General features: G+C 67.4%; 19 protein-coding genes and 2 pseudogenes. 6 read left to right on the forward strand and 15 right to left on the reverse strand.

Annotated elements, in window-relative coordinates; genetic code table 11:
* The 6 genes and pseudogenes from ACVGV2_RS00700 to ACVGV2_RS00725 form a co-directional block, all read right to left on the reverse strand.
* A pseudogene (locus ACVGV2_RS00700) lies at positions 1 to 87 on the reverse strand (hypothetical protein); the annotation flags it as partial.
* Positions 63 to 518, reverse strand: a complete 456-nt coding sequence (locus ACVGV2_RS00705) for a transposase (RefSeq protein WP_459166095.1) — start codon at positions 516 to 518, stop codon at positions 63 to 65. The gene ACVGV2_RS00705 and the pseudogene ACVGV2_RS00700, both read right to left, overlap by 25 nt.
* Positions 519 to 541: 23 nt before the next feature.
* A pseudogene (locus tag ACVGV2_RS00710) lies at positions 542 to 910 on the reverse strand (helix-turn-helix domain-containing protein); the annotation flags it as partial.
* Between the two features lie 491 nt (positions 911 to 1,401).
* Complete coding sequence (locus ACVGV2_RS00715) at positions 1,402 to 1,653, reverse strand: hypothetical protein (RefSeq protein WP_459164117.1); 252 nt, start codon at positions 1,651 to 1,653, stop codon at positions 1,402 to 1,404.
* Between the two features lie 73 nt (positions 1,654 to 1,726).
* A complete protein-coding gene (locus tag ACVGV2_RS00720) occupies positions 1,727 to 2,227 on the reverse strand; it encodes an STAS domain-containing protein (RefSeq protein WP_459164118.1) in 501 nt (166 codons plus the stop codon).
* A 674-nt stretch (positions 2,228 to 2,901) separates the two neighbouring features.
* Positions 2,902 to 3,762 carry a hypothetical protein gene (locus ACVGV2_RS00725; RefSeq protein WP_459164119.1) on the reverse strand — a complete coding sequence of 287 codons (861 nt, stop codon included), beginning with the start codon at positions 3,760 to 3,762 and terminating at the stop codon, positions 2,902 to 2,904.
* Between the two features lie 497 nt (positions 3,763 to 4,259).
* Here ACVGV2_RS00725 and ACVGV2_RS00730 point away from each other — a divergent pair, with 497 nt between their 5' ends.
* Positions 4,260 to 4,760 carry a hypothetical protein gene (locus ACVGV2_RS00730; protein WP_459164120.1) on the forward strand — a complete coding sequence of 167 codons (501 nt, stop codon included), beginning with the start codon at positions 4,260 to 4,262 and terminating at the stop codon, positions 4,758 to 4,760.
* A gap of 126 nt (positions 4,761 to 4,886) precedes the next feature.
* Here the strand turns inward: ACVGV2_RS00730 and ACVGV2_RS00735 are convergent, their stop codons facing one another.
* Positions 4,887 to 5,111 carry a hypothetical protein gene (locus tag ACVGV2_RS00735; protein ID WP_459164121.1) on the reverse strand — a complete coding sequence of 75 codons (225 nt, stop codon included), beginning with the start codon at positions 5,109 to 5,111 and terminating at the stop codon, positions 4,887 to 4,889.
* A 679-nt stretch (positions 5,112 to 5,790) separates the two neighbouring features.
* On the opposite strand from ACVGV2_RS00735, the gene ACVGV2_RS00740 reads away from it, so the two are divergent.
* Positions 5,791 to 6,096, forward strand: coding sequence for a DUF3040 domain-containing protein (locus tag ACVGV2_RS00740; protein ID WP_459166087.1), 306 nt, complete (start codon positions 5,791 to 5,793; stop codon positions 6,094 to 6,096).
* 296 nt (positions 6,097 to 6,392) lie between these two features.
* Positions 6,393 to 7,328, forward strand: a complete 936-nt coding sequence (locus tag ACVGV2_RS00745) for an Acg family FMN-binding oxidoreductase (protein ID WP_459166088.1) — start codon at positions 6,393 to 6,395, stop codon at positions 7,326 to 7,328.
* Between the two features lie 132 nt (positions 7,329 to 7,460).
* Here the strand turns inward: ACVGV2_RS00745 and ACVGV2_RS00750 are convergent, their stop codons facing one another.
* The 5 genes from ACVGV2_RS00750 to ACVGV2_RS00770 all read right to left on the reverse strand — a co-directional run bounded on the left by ACVGV2_RS00750 (position 7,461) and on the right by ACVGV2_RS00770 (position 12,511).
* Positions 7,461 to 7,697 (reverse strand): heavy-metal-associated domain-containing protein, encoded by a 237-nt coding sequence (locus ACVGV2_RS00750; protein ID WP_459164122.1) that lies wholly within the window; start codon positions 7,695 to 7,697, stop codon positions 7,461 to 7,463.
* Positions 7,698 to 7,711: 14 nt separating this feature from the next.
* Positions 7,712 to 9,229: a molybdopterin-dependent oxidoreductase gene (locus ACVGV2_RS00755; protein WP_459164123.1), complete on the reverse strand. Its 1,518-nt coding sequence runs from the start codon at positions 9,227 to 9,229 to the stop codon at positions 7,712 to 7,714.
* 211 nt (positions 9,230 to 9,440) lie between these two features.
* On the reverse strand, positions 9,441 to 9,776 hold the full coding sequence (locus tag ACVGV2_RS00760) for a cupin domain-containing protein (protein WP_459164124.1): 336 nt from the start codon (positions 9,774 to 9,776) through the stop codon (positions 9,441 to 9,443).
* A 163-nt stretch (positions 9,777 to 9,939) separates the two neighbouring features.
* A complete protein-coding gene (locus ACVGV2_RS00765) occupies positions 9,940 to 10,278 on the reverse strand; it encodes a hypothetical protein (protein WP_459164125.1) in 339 nt (112 codons plus the stop codon).
* A 244-nt stretch (positions 10,279 to 10,522) separates the two neighbouring features.
* On the reverse strand, positions 10,523 to 12,511 hold the full coding sequence (locus ACVGV2_RS00770; RefSeq protein ID WP_459164126.1) for a putative bifunctional diguanylate cyclase/phosphodiesterase: 1,989 nt from the start codon (positions 12,509 to 12,511) through the stop codon (positions 10,523 to 10,525).
* Positions 12,512 to 12,901: 390 nt separating this feature from the next.
* Here ACVGV2_RS00770 and ACVGV2_RS00775 point away from each other — a divergent pair, with 390 nt between their 5' ends.
* Positions 12,902 to 14,065, forward strand: coding sequence for a beta-ketoacyl synthase N-terminal-like domain-containing protein (locus ACVGV2_RS00775; protein ID WP_459164127.1), 1,164 nt, complete (start codon positions 12,902 to 12,904; stop codon positions 14,063 to 14,065).
* Between the two features lie 138 nt (positions 14,066 to 14,203).
* Here ACVGV2_RS00775 and ctaD read toward each other — a convergent pair whose 3' ends face one another.
* From ctaD to ACVGV2_RS00790, 3 genes are all read right to left on the reverse strand, one after another.
* Positions 14,204 to 15,889, reverse strand: coding sequence for an aa3-type cytochrome oxidase subunit I (gene ctaD / locus ACVGV2_RS00780; RefSeq protein ID WP_459164128.1), 1,686 nt, complete (start codon positions 15,887 to 15,889; stop codon positions 14,204 to 14,206).
* A gap of 120 nt (positions 15,890 to 16,009) precedes the next feature.
* Positions 16,010 to 16,450 (reverse strand): cyanase, encoded by a 441-nt coding sequence (cynS, locus tag ACVGV2_RS00785; RefSeq protein ID WP_459164129.1) that lies wholly within the window; start codon positions 16,448 to 16,450, stop codon positions 16,010 to 16,012.
* Positions 16,451 to 16,641: 191 nt separating this feature from the next.
* Entirely contained in the window at positions 16,642 to 17,817 is a 1,176-nt protein-coding gene (locus tag ACVGV2_RS00790; RefSeq protein WP_459164130.1) for an NAD-dependent formate dehydrogenase, read from the reverse strand.
* Positions 17,818 to 18,282: 465 nt separating this feature from the next.
* On the opposite strand from ACVGV2_RS00790, the gene ACVGV2_RS00795 reads away from it, so the two are divergent.
* On the forward strand, positions 18,283 to 18,633 hold the full coding sequence (locus ACVGV2_RS00795) for a hypothetical protein (protein ID WP_459164131.1): 351 nt from the start codon (positions 18,283 to 18,285) through the stop codon (positions 18,631 to 18,633).
* A gap of 404 nt (positions 18,634 to 19,037) precedes the next feature.
* Complete coding sequence (locus ACVGV2_RS00800) at positions 19,038 to 19,265, forward strand: hypothetical protein (RefSeq protein ID WP_459164132.1); 228 nt, start codon at positions 19,038 to 19,040, stop codon at positions 19,263 to 19,265.
* Positions 19,266 to 19,355: the final 90 nt, after the last annotated feature.

Below are 19,355 nucleotides of genomic sequence, written 5' to 3' on the forward strand. Positions count from 1 at the left end.
GTTGTTGGCCGCGGCCCAGGTCAGGACTTCGGGCCGCGTGTGCGGCCCGAAGTTGTCCAGGATCAGGTAGAGCGCTGGCCCGGCCAGCGGCTGCGCAGTTGCTTGAGAAACGTGAGGAACTCGCGCCAGCGTTTGCGGCCCCGGATGCGGTAGGTGAGTTTGCCGGTGGCCAGGTCGAGGGCGGCGAACATGTGCCGCACTCCTTGAGTGCGGCGATAGGTCGCCCGTAGGCGCCGGGGACTTGTGCACGGACGCCATGCTTTGCCCTGACGAGGCAGCTGATTCAGCGGGCCAAACTCGTCGACGCAGACCACGCGCCCGTCGGCGGGTGGGTGATCGTACAGATCGAGGATACGGCTCATTGTGGCGGTGAACTCGGGATCATTGGAGGCTTTCCACGTAGTGGTGGCCTGCCAGGACACGCCGCCGTCACGCAGGATCCGGCGCAACGTCTCGCGGCTGATCCGCTCGACGTAACCGTGGCCACGAGGTAGTCGCACAGCTTGGCCAGCGACCACGTGCTCAACGGTTGCCGCAGGATACGGGGGTCACACCCGGCGATCGCGCAGATCCGAGCTCGGGTGGACTCATCGATCACCCTCGGTGCGCCCCCGCTCCATTTTGCCGACAACGCCTCGAACCCCCGCTCATTGAACGCGTGGACCACATCGCGGACGTAGTCGGCGCTGACATCGAGCAGATGCGCGATGTCGGGCACCGACTGACCCTGGGCAGAAGCCCACACCACGATCGCCCGGCGCAGCTTGACCGGGTCGGTCGAGGTGCGACTGACCTTCTGCAGGCGTTGACCCTCAGCCAGGCTGACCGGGCGCACGAACACCTCCGGACGACGCGGCATCGACCACCTCCACGAACTCACCACCGTCGCAGAGACAGCATGTCCGACCATCCCAAGCAAAGATCAAATAGCCCGATCAACGTTCATAGACGAGCCACTAGGCGCAAGGACCGCCGCGGGGGGTGATCCGGATCTTTTGGCGTACGTAGTGGCTCGTCCTCTACTGGTTGCTGCTCACGAACTGAAAGTACAACGGGGTTCAGGCAGATATCGTGTGGCCATCAAGGGTGATCCCCGCGCACGCAGGGATGCGCCACCTACGGTGCTGGACTCCCCGTGTCCGCAGAGGTCCGACAGCATCGGAGGGTACAAGCGTTGTGGGGTCGAACAGTGTACCGGCGACTCAGGGGCCCATGTTTCAGCATGTTGGTTCTGAGACGCTCCGTTTGGCCGGCCCGAGACCCGCCTCACGAGCCGAGCCCGCCTCACGAGCGAGCTGAGCTGGGAAATCGCCCGGCCGGTGGCGGTGCTGCGCGAGGGCTGGTGCGGCTTGGGCGGATGGGTGCATGGCAGCATGCACCCATCCGCCTTTGGGTCGTTGTTCAGGTGGCTTGGTCTTGTTCGGAGGCTGTCTCCAGTCGTTTCCTGATGTTGTGGGCGAAATCGGCCAGGCCCGCTGCCAGCGCGGGGTAGGCGGTTCCCTCCCGCGCTGCCGCGCATGTGAGGTGTTCCAACCTGTGCGCCTCGGCGTGAATCCGCTCGTCCTGCTCGGCCTGCTCGTTGCCACGCTCACGATCGAGCAGGTCACGCAGCTCATCGCTGATCTCCAACGCGGACGCGAGACTCGGTTTCATGATTGTCCTCGCTCTCGTTTGGTCTGTGGCTGTCGATTCGTACTGCTGCTGTGAGCGCACAACGGTGCGCGTGTCAGTTCGCCTGCTCCAGGCGGTTGGGCCTGCGCGGCATCGGAACCATCGGTGGGGTCGCGCTCGGCTGCCCGGCGCGGGCGGCGGCCGTGGTGTGAAAGCGTGGCAGCGTGTCGGTCAGGCCGCCGGCCTGCAGCGCTCGGTCGACGGCGCGGGTGCGGGTCACCAGATGCACGGCGGTGCCGCGGTAGCGGGCGTAGCGCTCGACGGCGGCCAGCAGGGTGATGCCATCCAGGCCGAGGAAGCTCACCTCGCTGAGGTCGAGCACGAGCGCGGGCATCGTGGACTGCAGTCGCGCCCACAGCAATTCGGCCAGCCGCGGTGTCGTGACCGCATCCACCTCGCCGGCCACGGCGAGCACCGGCGCCTGCGGCGGCGCATAGTGCATGCGCAACCGCACCCTCGATGCCACCGCCGGAGTCGACCGGCCGGCCCCGGCCTCGGTGGGCAGCATTGCGGTGCTGTCGGCCTGAACGGAACGATCGCGATCGACGGCGGACACAGCCATACCACTCCCTTTCCCTGAACAGCGCGCCAAGCGGCGAGGATGCTGGCGCGGACACAAGCGTCCGGAAGGCACTCGCCGCCGGCTAGCAGCTGCACGGCGAGTTACCCGACAGGCGAGCACGCGGCAGGCGCGGTCGCGACTGCCCGGATAACACCCTTCGCCCGTGCCGTTGGTGCTTGCCCAACACCACCCACTCTGCCTTCTCACCAGGAAAAACAACACATCGTGTCAGTCACAAATCACTTTGTAGCGACCATGGTGGCCGCGTCGCGTCCGACCCCTCCTCCGAGGGGTGTATCACCGCCCGGGCCTGCACATACCGATGCAGACACCGACGCAGGATCGCCCCCATTACCCCCGGCCCGCCGCCGACATCCAGCGGCAGCTACCGGCACGACCGGCGCGCAGCATCGCGAGCAGACCAGCACCGGCGTTTACCGCGCTCGCCGAGCAGTACCGCGACACCAGCGCCCAGCACGCGAGCCTCGCAAAGCATCACCATCATTACCGTCGTGCCAGCTCGCATGCTTCCCCCGCGTTCGAGCACAGTTCCCGCTCCCACGAACCCCCAGTTCGGGAGCAGGATCTCCCCCGACCCCAGAAAAACGCAGGCTCGCGGTGCCGCACGGATTCCGGGCCCCGTCCCAGGCGGAGTGCCGAACGGGGTGTTACGGGCGTGACGCGGTGTGGCGTGGGGGTGGGATGCGGGCGGGGTAGCCGCAGCGGAGCAGCAGGTGCGGCGTCTCCGGCGTGCTGAGCACCTCGGCCAGCTGTTGGCGGAGGTGGTCCAGGTGCAGGGGTTGGGTGATGATCGAGGCGACCAAGCCGAGGCTGGTGGCGGTCAGCCAGGCGTGCTGCATGGCCTGTCCGGCCCGCAGCTGGTCGTCGGTGTCGTCGCAGCTGGTGACCAGCGCCAGCACGTCCTCGTCGGCGATCCACGCGGCGAGTTGTTCCGGGGTGGTGGCCGCCTCCACCCCGAATAGGCCGGCACGAGATCCGTACTGGATGAGTGGCCACATGGCGAGCTCCTCGTCGTCGCGCTGCTGTCGGTGGTGCGGCTGGCGTGCGGCCAGCAGCACGTGCGCGAGGGCGAGGGCTTCGTCGTAGCTGCGTAGCCAGCGCGGCCGGACCCGGTCGGTGTGGCAGGCCTGTTCGATCGCTTCCGTGGCCAGTTGCGACAGCGCCGGGCCGGCGAAGGCGTGCGGGTAGCGCAGCTGCCGGTTTATCGCGCGGTAGAGCTGCCCGTCCCAGCGGGACGGTGCGTCCCGGTGGCTGCCACGCACGGTCAGCACCACCCCAGGGTCGTGCTCAGGGCCGGTCTGCGTGGCCCAGCCGAGCTGACGCATCGCCAGCTGCAGGTTGCCCACGGCCGCCCCGCCGGTGAGGAAGCGGTCACGTTCCTCCGCCTCGCGCGAGTGCCACCCCGGAAGCAACGGGGCATACAGCCACGCGACGCGGTCCTGCACCGACAGCGACCACGAGCCGCTGTCGCCGACGGTCGGAGCGCGGCGCACGGCACGGTCCACCACTGCCACCTCCTCCGAGGTGAACGCCACCGCGCCCTCAGTCGAGGGTTCCCGGCCGCGGGATCGACGCCACCACATGCTCCTCACCCCAGGGACGAACCAGCCCACCCACAGTCGGCAGACGTGCACCCGGCCACCTTCGACGAGCACACGGCCACTGTCCTCTTTTCTGACGGTGTGCATTCATGCTGACACGCAGCGCATCCTTGTCGCGAGGCTTCGAACGGGCCCCTCCGCGCGGTACGCGGTAGCGGCCGCATCCGCGCTCCCGCAGACTCTCGCCCGCGCCCTCCTCGCCGAGACGGCCTGCGGCGTGCGCGTCAAAGCCGCGGACGGTGCCACCGGGATTCGTGCGGGCGCAGCACCCGGCACGGGGGTGACGAGCACGGTCGAGCAGATCAGACAAGCCATCCGGGCGGCAGAGAGTCAACCCCGGCGGGGCCGGGGTGTGAGAACCACCCCGGCCCCGCCGCCCCACCGTACGGAGGGACCGAGCGACCATGAACAACACCGACAGCGATGACAGCGACACCATCGACACGTTCGCCTTGGATGACGGCACCGGCGAGCCGGGCCTCGTGCCCGCCGTGGTGCTGGCCACGGACCCGTCGCTGCGGCTGGTCCTGTCCTATCTCGACGGCACGATCTGCGAGGTCGGCGTGGCCGAGGCGCCGCTGCCCGCCAGCGGCGTGGCACACCTCGACGTGCAGGCCTGCGACGACGACACCCCGCTGTGGGTGGTCAGCCTGACCACCGACGCCCCGGCCGGGCTGTGGGCGCAGTACCTGCGGCGGCACTGTCCGCGGCTGGTGTCTCTGATCCTCGGGCTCTGGCCTGTCGACCGGGCCACCCCGGCGCTGCACCTGCGCGGTGACACCCCCGCCGGCGCGGCCCTGAGCGTGGCGCTGCCGTTGACCGCCCCGGACCGCCGGACCCGAGCGGAGGCGCTCATCGAATACGACCCGCAGCGGCTGCTCGACGAGGCATGCGCCTGGACGTAGCGCCACCGCACGTGCCGCACCCAGCCATGGTCATGCCCGCGGACCAGGACCGACGCCGTGCCCGCCCGGGCCCTCACTCCGGCCCGGTCCCTGCGATCCCGGCCACACGGCGCCCGGGGACGCTAGCTACGGGGACCCACGACAACGCCCGTTCTGGCTCGTGCCCTCTCCCTCTGCGGCGGTGGGCCCGGTGTCAGCGGCGTGGTCCGGAAGCAATGTGCCGCCCAGAGACTCCAGCATCTCGGAAAGGTGCTGCTCGACCTGGTGCAGCTGCTGGCGCAGGAACGTCAGCTCGCGGACGAGCTGATCGTCGCGACCGGCCGTCGGTTTCGCGGTCTGCTCATGAGGCATGGTCGCGATCGTGCCCGAGCCCGCCGGACGCGTGCGTCGCGCAAGCGGGCGACCTCCCCGCCCCGACCGACCAGCCGAGGCTGCTCCGGGGCCAGCGGGTGGCATCGTGCTCAACCGGCCTGGGGGTCACCGGGAGCACGACGCCACCCGAAAGTGTACGCGCAGGCCCGGGCGGCCCTGCCGCACATCCGGGCCGTCTGGCTGGGTCGCGGGCGAGGTGGGAGGCGACGCCGAGGGGAGTCACCATGCCTGAGTGGCAGCAGCTCTTTCCTTGTCCGTTCCACTGTTCGAAAGCATCATTCGCGGAACGGTGCATACCTGGTGGTGCTGTTGTTGATGCGCCTCGTCGGACAGCGCGAGTCCGGGGCATCAGGATCACCGATGTGCTGCTCGTCGTGCTCACTGCACAAACCGCCGCACCCGGACTCCTTGCGCCAACAAGCCAGTGTTGCAACAACCGGTTGAACCCACGGCTCCGCCAACCCCTGAGCACACTGCCCGTCGAGAAGTGCCGAGCAGCCGGGCTTGAGCGCATCCAGCGCCAACCCCGGGGCCCGGCCCGAATCCTGCGAGCAGGTTGTTTGCTGGGAGCAAATAGGGGCGATGTCCTCTATAGGGGCCCGCAGCACCCTCGCACGCTGGGGTGCATCAGGTCGTCCACGTCGATTGGGGGGCAGAGATGTTTCACCGGCGTGAGCAGCGTCAACTCGCAAAGATCGAACGTCAGCTCAGTTCTGATGATCCTGACTTCGCGCGCAGGATGACGAACCCCCGACTCATCACACGAGTGATGCACTGGATGACCGTGTGGCGGGCCTTGGGCGTGCTCGCGGGCATGTTCGCCGTTTTGAGCTTGCTCCTCGGTACGGGCACGGGCTTCCTCCTGGCGTCCGTGCTCGCTGCGGTACTGCTGACGTATGCGCGGTGGCAAGCACACGATGAACGCTCCCGGGGCACAGGCGAGCGATCGCGGCTCCGTCCGTGACTGACCCGAAAAGCGGGAACGCGTCGGTCTCGTGGCGGGACCCGTTCAGTCCGCGTGCACGCTCCTCGTGCGCGTCGCCGTTGTCGGCGATGAAGCGCGCTCGTGCCGACAACACGACGTCAGCGCGATTGATGGAAGAGCGCGTTCTTGCGCCTCGCCGATCCGTGCGCGGCGTTTTGACGACCAGATCGTGTCGCCCGTTCGTTTCACCTCGGCTAGCGCCGGGAATCCAGCGGCTGGGCACGTTGCGGGTGTGACGGCGTGCGGTGGGCGTGTACCCGTTGGGGGTGAGTGCCATGGACGGGTGTGGGGTCGACAGCCGCAGTGAGCGAGGCTGGACTTCGCATGAGGCCTCGGCGCTCGAACACGCGGTGGAGCAGGCGCCGTCGGTGCACAACGTCCGCCCGTGGTGGTTGGAGTTGCAGCAACGCCGGGTCGTGCTGTTCCTGCGGAAGGGCCTGGAGCTGCCGCGGCACGATCCGAAGGGTCGCGATCTGATCATCTCCTGCGGTGCGGCGCTGCTGAACCTCTTCGTGACGGCCCGCAGTCTCGGGTGGAATGCGCAGCTGCACCGCCACCAGCAGGGAGATGCCGTGGCGACGCTGGCCGGTTTATACCGAAGTGATCCGGCTCCGGAGGAAGTCCGACGCTACGAGGCGATCGGTGTGCGCCGGAGCGAACGACGTCCGTTCGCGGCGGATGCCTCGTCCACCGTGTCGTGGTCGTCGCCGCGCCCCGCGGTTGCGGAGGATCAGGTTGCGTTCCGCTGGATCGGCAACGAGGCGGAGGCTGCGACCGTGGCGCGGGCGCTGTCCTACGCAGCGCGGGTGTTCCGCGGCGACCGCGGGTACCAGCGCGAGCTCGGAATGTGGATGAACACCTCGACGCAGGCACCGCAGCAGGGTTTGCGCCTGGAGGCATTGGGGTCGGTCGGGCTCGGAGCAGCTGGACTGGCCACCTCGCGAACGCATCTGGCCGATGAGGAGCGGTTGACCGAGTGGATCCGCCAGGAGTCGGTCCTGCTTGTGAGTAGCAGGGCCGACGATCGGATCGGGTGGCTGCAGGTGGGCGAGGCCATGCAGGAGCTCTGGTTGCAGGCGGCAGCGGACGGGCTGGCAGCGTCAGTGACGACTCAGGCGCTGCATCTTCCGGAAGTACGCAGCCAGCTGCGAGAGCAACTCGAATCGGCAGCACACCCCTTCATGCTGATGCGATTCGGCCAGCTCGATTGATCCGAAGTGGACTCCCGTTAAGGTCGGAAAGCTCTGAGACCAAGAGCCTATTCGGGCCGGTCGGGGCGAACACGGCCGTAACTGGATCATCTCCTCCACCGGGCGATGGCCATCACGCGCGGTGGGGAGACATCAGGGGCTCGGTCTGTTCCGCAGCGCGTAGTCGCCGGCTTCCCGCAGTTTCGCTTCGATGTCCGCGCGGTCGGGTGCGACGTCGTCCGTGTGTTTGAGGGTGACGATCGAGTCACCGCCGGGGACGATCTCGGTGGTGACGGCGCCGATGCCATCCACGGCGCTGAGGCTGTCCTTGATGGCGCGGGCGTCCGCGGACGTGGTCATGCCCAGGACGGTGTAGGTGGTGCTGATCATTGCCCGCTCCCTCGTCAGATCCGGCCGTTGAACGCCTGCATCGCGGCGTCCTCGCGGGTGCCGCCCCGGCCGTCGCCATGCTCGCCGTAGTCCCGGATCCATTCGAGGGAACGGATCCACTTGACCATCTTGTAGCCGTGGTTGGATTCGACCCGCAGCCGTAGCGGTGCGCCCAGGTGGAGCTCCAGCGGGCGGTCGTTGCGCTCGTAGGCCAGGATCGTGTGGTCCTCGTGGAGCGTTGCGATGTCGAGGACGGCGTAGAAGGGTTCGCGCGGTCGGTGGTCGACCATCTCCTGGGCCAGGCCGTGCGAGGTCACCATCACGTAGTGCGCATCGGCCGGGCGCGGGCCGAGGAGGGCGAGCACGTCGCGCAAGCGCACGCCAGCCCACTTGGAGGTCGCCGACCAGCCCTGCATGCAGGTGTGCACGGCGATGTACTCGGTCTTGGGCAGCTGGCGCAGGTCGTCCAGGCTGAGGTGCAGGGTCGTCCCGCTCAGCGCACCGCCGAGCTCGAGTCGCCAGTCGCGGAAGTCGGTGTCGCGGTGGGCGAGCCACTCGGTGGACTCGTCCGCCGTCGGGGAGAGCCCGTTGGTCCAGTGGAACTCGGAGATGTCCTTGTCGGTGTAGCTGCCCTGGTGCTTCAGGCGGGGCTCCATCCAGTTCAGCGTGATCTTGCGGATCGGCTCGGTGACTGCGACCAGCACCCGCTGCGCGCGAGGCCGGTCGGCCAGGGTGAGATAACTCAGAACGATCCAGAATCCGATCACCACGAGGATCGTGATGATCGCGATCGTGAAGGCCTGGGCGTAGCGGGAAGTGTCGGTCACCCCGAAGACCATGTGCGGCAGGTTGTACTCGGGATGGGTGAGAAAGACCAGCCCGACGTGCAGCACGATGAACAGCGTCATCAGCACCATGCCGATGAAGTGCAGGGAACGGGCCCCTTGATGTCCGCCCCAGAACTTCACGTACCAGGGGAAGCGGGAGCGAACGGCCGGGGACATCGCGATCCCCGTGAGAATCAGAAACGGTGCGAGGAGGAACATGACAGCGGTGTAGGTGAGCATCTGCAGCGCGTCGTAGGGCTGGAAGTGCTCGATCGACGGGACCCCGAAGCCGGCGTAGACGCGCAGCGAGGCCCACGCGTCGGGAAACACGCTCCACGAGGTGGGTACAATACGCCGCCACAGCCCGGTTCCGAACAGCAGCACGGTGTACACGAGGCCGTTGACCAGCCACAGCGTCACGCCCAGCCCGTGCCAGTGCCGCCCCAGGCCGATGTTCTTCTTGCCCGGCAACGTCAGCAGGGGGCTGGCGGTGCGCTCATCCATGAGCGAGGTGTAGACGCCCTCTTCCCGCGGAACCTTCCGGCGGGTGAACCTGATCCATTCAGTACCGGGCTTGCAGTCGTTGCGCCACCAGAAACGGGGCAACGAGGCGATGATCTCCCACCCGCTGCGCAGCACGATCCCGATCAGCACGAAGTTCAACAGGTGCGTGGTCCGCAGCCAGAGCGGGAAATCGGGATTCATGCGGTCCTCCACGGCGTTGACAACGCAAGGAGCGGGAACGAGTGCCAGCTGCGCGAACAACTCGGGTCGCCCGCGCACTCCTTCATGCTGATGCGATTCGATCAGATCAGTTGAACCGCAACGGACTTTCCAGTGGATGTTGGGAAGTTCTGCGGCCATGAGCTTCTTTGGCCCACCTCGAACAGTCACAGCATGACCTCGCTGCGATCATTCAGGGGTGTTTGGCGACGGTGAGCATGACTGCGGAGCCCTCCACCGCGTGCAGACCGTGCGAGATGGGCGGGATGATGGGCATGTCGCCGGTGATGCCCTCCCACGAAGTCTCCGAGGTGGTCAGCCGCACTCGGCCGGACAGCACGAACAGCGTGGCCTCGCCCGGGCTTTCGTGCTCGGCCAGGGACACGTCGGCGACCATGGTCAGCAGTGTCTGGCGCAGCGACCGCTCGTGCCCACCGACGACGGTCTTCGCGCTGCGCCCGCTGCGGTTTCGGCGCGCAAGCTCGAGCTGCTCGCGGGCCAGGGCCTGCAGTGAGAACTTCTCTCCCATGCGGTCAGTGTGTGCACCGACCATCCCCCGCGCATGCTGGAGCAATAGTCCGATGCGCGTCGACGCGGTGCCACGTCCCAGCCGGTTGCCGGCGCTCTCCGCACTGCTGTCCACGGGCACTTCGCTTGCGTCGCCCTCGGCATCGCGCCGTGCCGCAGGAGGTCTATGATTCGGCTCGTGCGGTGCGGATCCGTCCGGCGACTTCCTCCGCCTTCGTCGGGCCGAGTTGGAACAGCACCCTGGGCCCGTCCACCGTGGCCACCTCCAACCAGCCGAACGCGCCCGCCGCGGGGGAGGCCGTTGCCACCTGCTCGAGCGGGATCACGTGCCGTGACGCGCCCAGGCCGAATAATCCGGCGTAGTCGTGCACGATCCGCCGGTTCGTCACCGTCAACCTGCCCAGCACCTGCTGATGCCGCCGCCTGCGCGGGATCTTGCCGGTGCAGTGCTGCTCGAACAACACCCGCTCGTCCTCGGCCAGCACCCACGGTGTCGTCCCCATCAGCCTGTGCCCTAACCTTCCGACGTCGGGGAACCTTCGCCCGCGCTGCGACCAGCAGAACCACGGTGTTCACCGCAGCCGATGCGTCCACGGGCACGGGCCATCACACGCCCTGGGGGCCCGATGCAGAGACACGCGAGGGACGTGTGAGGGCACGAGTGATGTTAGAAGCGCAGCGGCGTGATCACCGGATGCACACCCGGCCTGTGGTGTTGAAACGGGGACCACCGGGAGCAGTCCACTTTCAGAAGTGCTCGCGAAAGTCGGTAGCGGGTTGGGGGTGGGACAAGAAGTAGCCCTGGTAGGCGTCGACGTTCAGGGCTTGCAGTGTGCGGAGTTGCTGGGGTGTTTCGATGCCTTCGGCGACGCAGGTGTGGCCGAGTGCGTGGGTCATGGTGACGATGGCGTGGGCGATGTCGTGGTCGACCGGGTCGGTGTCGATGGTGTTCACGAAGCTGCGGTCGAGTTTGAGGATGTGCACGGGCAGGTTTTTCAGGCGGGTGAGGGTGGAGTAGCCGGTGCCGAAGTCGTCGAGGGCGAAGCGCACGCCGCGGTCGGCGAGGTGGGTCATGGCCTCGTGGGCCTGGTTAGTGAGATCGACCAGGGCGGTTTCGACGACTTCGAGCACGACGCGGCGGGGGTCGATGCCGGACTCGTCGAGGAGATCGGTGATCTCATTGAGGAAGTGCTGGGCGTCGGGCAGTAGTTCGCTGAGGTTGACCGCGACAGCAGGAGGTGCGTTCCCGGTCGGTTGCCAGCTGGCGGCTTCGGCCAGGGCGGTGCGCAGGACCCACCGGTCGAGCTCGCGGGTGAGGCCACCTTGCTCGGCTGCTGGCAGGATCGCACCGGGGCTCAGCAGGCCGTGTTCGGGGTGGGGCCAGCGCAGCAGCGCTTCGGCAGCCGTGATCGTGCCGTTGCGGTCGACGATGGGTTGGTAGTGCAAGGCCAGAGCGTCGGTGCGCAGCGCCTGGCCCAGCTCGCCTTCGAGTTGCAGTTGGCTTTCCACGGCGGTGATCAGCTCCGGGTCGGCCAGCGAAATCCGACCGGGGCCGCGGCTTTTCGCGTGGAACATCGCCGCGTCGGCATAGCGCAGCACGTCTTGGTTGGTCATGGCTTCGGTGAGGAACGCGCCCCCGATGGAAGTGGAGATGCTGACCAGCTGGTTATCGGCCGGCACCATGGTGCGCAGCGTCTCTGAGACGCGCTGCGTCAGCGCGTGCAGCCCGCCGAGCGCGTGCAGGTCGCTGGCGATGATGAGGAACTCGTCACCGGAGAGCCGGCCGACCGTGCACTCGGCGGGGAGGGAGGCGGTGAGTTGCCGCGCCAGGGCGAGGAGGACGTTGTCGCCGGCTTCATGGCCGAGCGAATCATTGATCCGTTTGAAGTTGTCGATGTCGCAGAAGATCACTCCGACGGGCTCGGAGTTGTCGACGGTGAGGTCGGTCAGCAGCTCGTTGATGCCGCGCCGGTTTAACAACCCGGTCAACTCGTCGCGGCGGGCCTGATCGCGCAGCGCCTGCTCGGCGTGCCGCAGGGCGGTGACGTCGTGCATGAGCACCTGAAAGGCTGGCTGGTCGTTCCACGTCGTGCGCACCGAGATCGACTCGACGAGCACCGTGCTCCCGTCCAGGCAGGTCAGGCGCACCTCGGTGGGCTCTGAGGCCATTCCCGGCTCGGTGAGCCCCTCCACCCGCCGACGCAGCGCGCGCAGGGAGGGCTCGGCGATGAACTCGCCGATGGAATGCCCGAGCAGTTGCTGATCCGAGTCGGCACGCACCAGCTGCACGGTGGCGGGGTTGACGTAGGTGAGGATGCCGTCTTGGTGCACGCAGATCGCATCGGGGCTGAGCTCGACGAGCAAGCGGTATCGATTGGCGAGCACGGCCAACTGCCGGACGTCCTCGCCCTCGGGCCGCGCGTCGGTGACGATGCCCACGAGCCCCTCCGACTGGTCCTTGCCGAACGGACGTGCCCGGAAGTGCACCCAGTGCGCCACCCCGTCTGCGCCCTCGAACCATTGTTCCGATTCCACGTCCTGCCACACCGGCACCGCGGACATCGACATGATCAAGGGCTCGAGCAGTTCACGCAAGCGCGTTCGCAGCGCCTCGGTGGTGGCGCCGGGCATTGCCAGCAGCCGGGAAAGGCCCGAGGAGAACCACGTGAGATCGCCACTGTCGTGGCGGTACTGCCACAGCACGGCCCCGTGTGCGGTCAACGCGAGATCCAGCACCGCACGACTCAGCTCGGAGCCAGGTGGAAGATCACCGGCGTGCTCGTGCCCCTCGCGAGGCATCCACGTCCCCCTCTCCGTCCGTGTTGACACGGGCAACTGTCTCCACCATTGCCCACGTGCGCAGCCCTCCGCAGTAGCCGTGTCCGGCGAGCGCGCTCCGGCGAGCACGTCCGGAGAGTGCCGCATAGCGGATCCGGAGGAGTACATACTGTGTTTTTCTCCGCCGACTGCAGCTCGATGTTTCATTCATATGGGTTAAAAAACGAAATATACAAGCACATGTAGTAGCAAACCTCGGGTGTTCTCGGCACTGTCGTGTGAGGGGAGGGCGCGGTCGTGCTCACGACTCGTGTCCACGACCGTGCGGAACTGAGCGAGGAGACCAGCATGAGCACACAGCAGTTAGACATCACTGGATTGGGTACGGTCACCGGCTATGGCTGGGGTCGGGAGACCCTGTGGGACGGTCTGATCGCGGCGAAACCGGCTGCGTCGCTGCATCCCGGCTATCAGGATGCTGGGCAGCAGTCCGGGTGGGCCGCACTCGTGCCCGAGGGGGGTGAGCCGACCGACGGAACCAGCCGGTTCCAGCGCGCGATGCGTGCCGCCGCCCGCGAGGCCGTCCAGGACGCCCGCGCGCGGGGGTGGCAGCCCGGCCGGCGGGTCGGTCTGCTGCACGCGGTCGTACTGGGCGAAGTCGATCTGTGGAAGGACTTCTACATCACCCAGGACGGGCAGCTGCCCGTGCGCGACTACCTCGCCCTCATGCCGTCCACACCGATGTCGACGTTGATGCAGGAACACGATTTCCACGGCCCAGCGATGAACGTCGGAGCGATGTGCTCCTCGGGCAACGCGGGCCTGCTCACCGCCAAAGCCTGGCTGGACGCGGGCATCGTCGATGACGTGGTCTTCGTGGCCACCGACCTGTCGGCGACCCCGGAGAACGTGGAGCACTTCGTCAAGATGGGCGTGGCCATCACCGACACCGATCCGCTGCAAGCATGCCGCCCCTTCCAGGAAGGCAGCCGCGGCTTCAGCATGGGTGAAGGCTCCGTGAGCATGGTCCTGTCCAGGCGGACACCCAACCCCTACGCACATGTCCTCGGCGGGGCCATGTCGCACGACGCCCACCACGTCACCTCGATCGACCCGGAACTCACCGACATCCGACGCTGCTTCACCGAAGCCCTCGACAACGCCGACGTCGACCCCGGCGAAGTGCGCTACCTCAACGCCCACGGACCCGGCACCCGTCAATGCGATCAGGCCGAGGCCACCATCTTCGACTCCCTGTTCCCCACCGAGGCCCAGCTCTACTCGGTCAAGCCCCTCGCCGGCCACTGCCAGGGCGCCGCCTCGGCCGTCGAGATCGCTGCCACCGCCCTGGGCTACGACCGCAACCTGCTGCCCGCACCGCCCACCGTCGCCTCCGGGCACCCACGCCTGCTGAACGGTCCCACGCGGCCGACCGGGGGACTCACCGTCAAATCCTCCATCGGCATGGGCGGCCACAACTCCGCCGTCATCCTCAGCCCCGCCTCCGCATAACCGGAGAAAGTCACATCGGCTCGGGGGCCCACTCGGCCAGCACGAACTCGGCGGAGGTCTTAGCAGCAATAGCGCTGTGTTTTGCACCCGAGTACACATTCGGGAACAACCGGCAAAGCGGTATGGCCCCGCTTGCTGTCACCGGCGAATGCTGGCTTCGTTGCGCATGCGTTCGATCATGTGGGGGTAGTGCAGTTCGAAGGCGGGGCGTTCGGAGCGGATGCGGGGCAGTTCGGTGAAGTTGTGCCGCGGCGGCGGGCAGGTGGTGGCCCATTCCAGCGAGTTGCCGTGCCCCCACGGGTCGTCGACGTTCGCGATGGTGCCATAGCGGTAGCTTTTAGCCATGTTGTACAGGAACGGGAGCATGGAGGCGCCGAGGATGAAGGCGCCGATGGTGGAGATGATGTTCAGCGTGGTGAACCCGTCGGTGGGTAGGTAGTCGGCGTAGCGCCGCGGCATGCCTTCGTTGCCGAGCCAGTGCTGCACCAAAAACGTGGTGTGAAAGCCGAGGAACGTCAGCCAGAAGTGCAGCTTGCCCAAGCGTTCGTCGGCCATCCGGCCGGTCATCTTGGGGAACCAGAAGTAGATGCCGGCGAAGACGGCGAACACGATCGTGCCGAACAGTACGTAGTGGAAGTGCGCGACGACGAAGTAGGTGTCGTGGACGTGGAAGTCGACCGGGGGCATGGCCAGCAGCACCCCGGTCAGTCCGCCGAGCAGGAACGTGACCAGAAAGCCGATGGCGAACAGCATTGGTGATTCGAAGGTGAGTTGGCCGCGCCACATCGTGCCGATCCAGTTGAAGAACTTGATGCCGGTGGGCACGGCGATGAGGAACGTCGCAAAGGAGAAGAACGGCAGCAGCACCGCGCCGGTGGCGAACATGTGGTGCGCCCACACCAGCACGGACAGGACGACGACCGCCCAGGTCGCGATCACCAGGCCGGTGTAGCCGAACAGTGGTTTGCGGGAGAAGACGGGAAAGATTTCGGTGACGATGCCCCAGAAGGGCAGCGCGACGATGTAGACCTCGGGGTGGCCGAAGAACCAGAACAGGTGCTGCCACAGGATGGCCCCGCCGTTGGCGGGGTCGAACACGTGCGCACCCAGGTGCCGGTCGGCGAGCAGGCCGACCAGCGCGGCGGTGAGGATGGGAAACGCGATCAGCGACAGCACGCTGGTGCCCAGGATGTTCCAGCAGAAGATGGGCAGGCGCCACATGGTCATGCCCGGTGCGCGCAGGCACACCAGCGTGGTGATCATGTTGACCGAGCCGAGGATCGTGCTCAGCCCGGACACGAGCAGCCCGGCGACCCACACGTTGCCGCCCATGCCCGGGCTCGCCTCCGGTCGCGACAGCGGGGTGTAGGCGGTCCAGCCGAAGTCCGCCGCGCCGCCGGGCATGAGGAAGCCGGACAGCACGATGAGCCCGCCCAGCAAAAACAGCCAGTAGGAGAAGGCGTTCAACCGGGGGAAGGCCACGTCCGGTGCACCGATCTGCAGCGGCAGGATCACGTTGGCGAAGCCGAACAGGATCGGGGTGGCATACAGCAGCAGCATGACCGTGCCGTGCATGGTGAACAGCTGGTTGTACTGCTCCTGCGACAGGAACTGCATCCCCGGTGCGGCGAGTTCGCCGCGCATGAGCAGCGCCATCAACCCGCCGACCATGAAATTGCCCATCGCGGTGATGATGTAGAGCTGGCCGATGAGCTTGTGGTCCGTCGTGTACAGCGACGTGAGCAGCCACGCTCCCTTGCGCGACCGCGCCGTGCTGCTGGGCCTCGTGGCGACCGGAGGCGAGCTGGAGTCGACCGTGGTCATGGCTGTCTCCTTCAGCGCGAACACACTCGTGTTGTGGCTGGACTGGACCGCACAATGCACCGCAGACCGCTGCGGGGCCCGGCGGTTGCGGGACTGGGCCCGCAGCGGTGGCAGTGCCGGTCACCACGTGTAGGGCAGGAACTTGCCATCCAAGGTGATCTGCACCCGGGGGCCCTCGGCGGCCTCGACGCGCTGCACGTGCGCGCGGAACGTGATGGCACTCATGATGCCGTCGCCGAAGTCCTCGTGGATGAGCTCTTTCAGCGCCGGTCCGTACACCTGCAGCGCCTCGTACAGCCGATACAGCGTCGGATCCGTCGGCGGCAGCTGGTCGAGGCTGCCGCGGGTGGGGATCTCGCACAGCACCGCCACAGTCTCCTCGGACAGCCCCAGCAGGGACTGCAGACGGCGTGCGGTGCCCTCGTCGAAGGGGTGCTGGCCCAGCAGGGCCGCCGTCGTCCACACCCGGTCCGTGCCGAGCTGTTCCGCAATGCCGCTGAAAGACAGCTGCTGGGTGCGCTTGGCCTCCAGGATGACCTCCGTGGCCTGCCAACGCCGCATCAGCTGTAATCTCCCTTCTCGCGCATTACTCGGGGCCCGTGAGTAGCGCTGCCCCACAGGCTTGCCCCGCCCGCGGGCGGGGCCCCGCGGGTGGGGTGCTGCGACACCCACCGTGGCCCAGTCTCACCCCCGCGCACGGCACACGCGCGGTGCGGCGCGGCACCCCTGCACCACCGTGCCGACACGGGGGTTTAGCTGCCGGCGGTGCCGGAGCGGGTGTAGGACTGGGCGCCGACGCCGGCGAGCTCACCGCGGTCGACGATGAGGTACGCCTCGGGGATCGACGTGCCGGCCAACCAGTGTTCCAGCACTTCGCGGGTTCCGGCGGCGTAGCGGGCTTGTGCCGACAGGGTGGCTCCGGAGACGTGCGGGGTCATGCCGTGGTGCGGCATGTCGCGCCACGGATGATCCGCCGCCGGCGGTTGCGGATACCACACATCGCCCGCGTAGCCGGCCAGGCGACCGCTGTTGAGAGCTCGCACGATCGCGTCGCGGTCGCAGATGCGGCCGCGGGCGGTGTTGACGATGTAGGAGCCCCACTTCATCGAGCCGATCAGCTCGTCGTTGAACAGCCCCTCGGTCTGCGGGTGCAGCGGGGCGTGGATCGACACGACGTCGACCGCAGCGGCCAGCGACTGCGGGCTTTCGTGATAGGTCAGCCCGAGCTCCTGCTCGACTTCGGCCGGCAGCCGCTGCTTGTCGTGGTAGTGCAGCGGCATGCCGAAGGGCTGCAGGCGCCGCAGCACCGCGATCCCGATGCGGCCGGCGCCGAGCGTGCCGGCCGCCATGCCCTCCACGTCGTAGGCGCGTTCCACGGAGTCGGCGACGTGCCATCCCCGCTCGTCGGTGACCCACCGGTGCGCGGGCAGGTAGTTGCGCACCAGCGCGAGGACCTGCATGACGGCGTGCTCGGCGACGCTGATGCTGTTGGAGTAGGTGATCTCGGTGACCGTGATCCCGTGCTCGCTGGCGGCGTCCAGGTCGATGTGGTCCGAACCGACCCCAGCGGTGATCACCAGCTTGAGCTGCTGCGCCTTCGCGATCCGCTCGCGGGTGAGGTAGGCGGGCCAGAACGGTTGGGAGATCACCACGTCCGCGTCCGGCAGCTCGCGTTCCAGCACCGAATCCTGCCCGTCCTTGTCGGAGGTGACCACGAGCGTGTGCCCGCCGGCCTCCAGGAACGGGCGCAGACCGAGCTCGCCCGAGACGCTGCCCAGCAGTTGCCCCGGGGTGAAGTCGACGTCACCGGGGGCGGGCGTGGTTTGCCCGTCCGGGTACTGCGTGATCGTGGGCAGGTCCTCGCGCGCGTACGTCGTGGGATAGCCGTGCTGCGGATCCTCGAACAGGACGCACACTACTTTCGCCACAAGGCCACCTCTTCCTGACGGTGCAGTCGCATTCCGCGCGGAGCACTATCCACAGGAACACCAGCTGAAACGCGAGTTGACCCGGTTGGAGCAGCCACGGCCGGCCGCTGCGGGCGCAACGGTGCAACAACTCCGCGGCGCTGGTCTGCGGCGCCAGCCGCAGCGTCACGCATTCCGGCCTCGCGGAGAGGAACACGGTTCACCTGATCAGGCCTTTTCTTTGACACGCACCGTGATCGGTGAATTTTTCTCTTTCGCGGAAAGTAAATGTCAAGCCGCCCACGCCGTGTTCTCCCTTTTCGTGAACCCCTTTCGGGTGAGATGCGCCCGCATGCTGGCAGAAAGTTCCGTTTTGCCGAAAATCCTGAGGTGTGCCCCCCGAGTTGAGACTCCAAACAGGGGTAATTAACGTATCGAATGCCTGAGCCCCACTGGGCTAAATGGGCTAATCAAAGGAAGGTGTTCATGTTCGGAAACCGCAAGTCCACGACCCGCATCGTCGCCCGGAGCTCGGCCGTTCTGGCCGGCGGGCTGTTGACGCTCGGGATGGGAGGCACGGCCTTCGCCAGCGGGCCGACCGGCCAGGCGCAGGAGCAGGAGGGCACGGAGTACGCCCCCTCGCAGTCGGTCATCGACCTGAGCCACAACAACATTCCGATCCAGGCCTGCCACAACCAGGTTCCGACCAACGTGCTGGGTGTGCAGGTTCCGCTGCAAGACACCACGGGCGCGCTGGGTCTCGGTGTCGGCGGCGAGGGTTCGGCCCCGCAGCTGGAAGACGACAGCTGCACCCAGCCGGCCGCCCAGCAGAACTGAGGCACCGTTCTGCTGCGGCACGCGGCCTAGCCGCGTCATCGGGTTCGACAACGGGGCGCCCGTGCGCGCCTGACCCGCACGCAGGGGGTGGGTGGCCCCGGGGGTTCGCACCGTCCCCAGGGGCCACCGCTGCTGCTGGCCAGTGATTATCGGTGACGTTTCCCTGTTCCCGGCGCTGTCGGAACAGCCTGGCCAGCAGCACGATCGCGGTCTCCCCATCTTTTCGACGCTCCTTGGTGGGAAGAGGCCGCACGTGGTCGAGCTGATGCGACCACAGGGTAACCGATGCGAGAGGTGACGCGCTCGCATCGGTGTGCTGAGCTTGTCCCGCTCACGCGGGGAGTGCGAGCGGGACAAGCCAGCCTCCACGAAGGCCCGCGCCGCGAAGCTGGCACCATGGGCGCATGCAGCAGTGGCCATCCTTGTTCGCTGATCACGCGGGCGAGACCGAGCAGCGGATTTGCTCGGCGAAGGGCTGTCAGCAGACCGCGTTGTACGCCGTGGTTTGGAACAACCCGAAGGTCCACGCCCCTGAGCGCGAGAAAACCTGGTTGGCCTGCGAGCAGCATCGCGACTGGCTCTCGGGCTTCCTCGACGAACGGGGCTTTCTGCTGCGGGTCGAAGAGGTGTAGGCGATCTGGTCGTAGCCGCCTGCTGCACGTGCGGGTAGCGCGGCGCCGTGGTCTCCTCTCCGGTGTCGGCAGCGTGCGCAGCCGGGCCGG

This window comes from Bounagaea algeriensis (assembly GCF_054491375.1).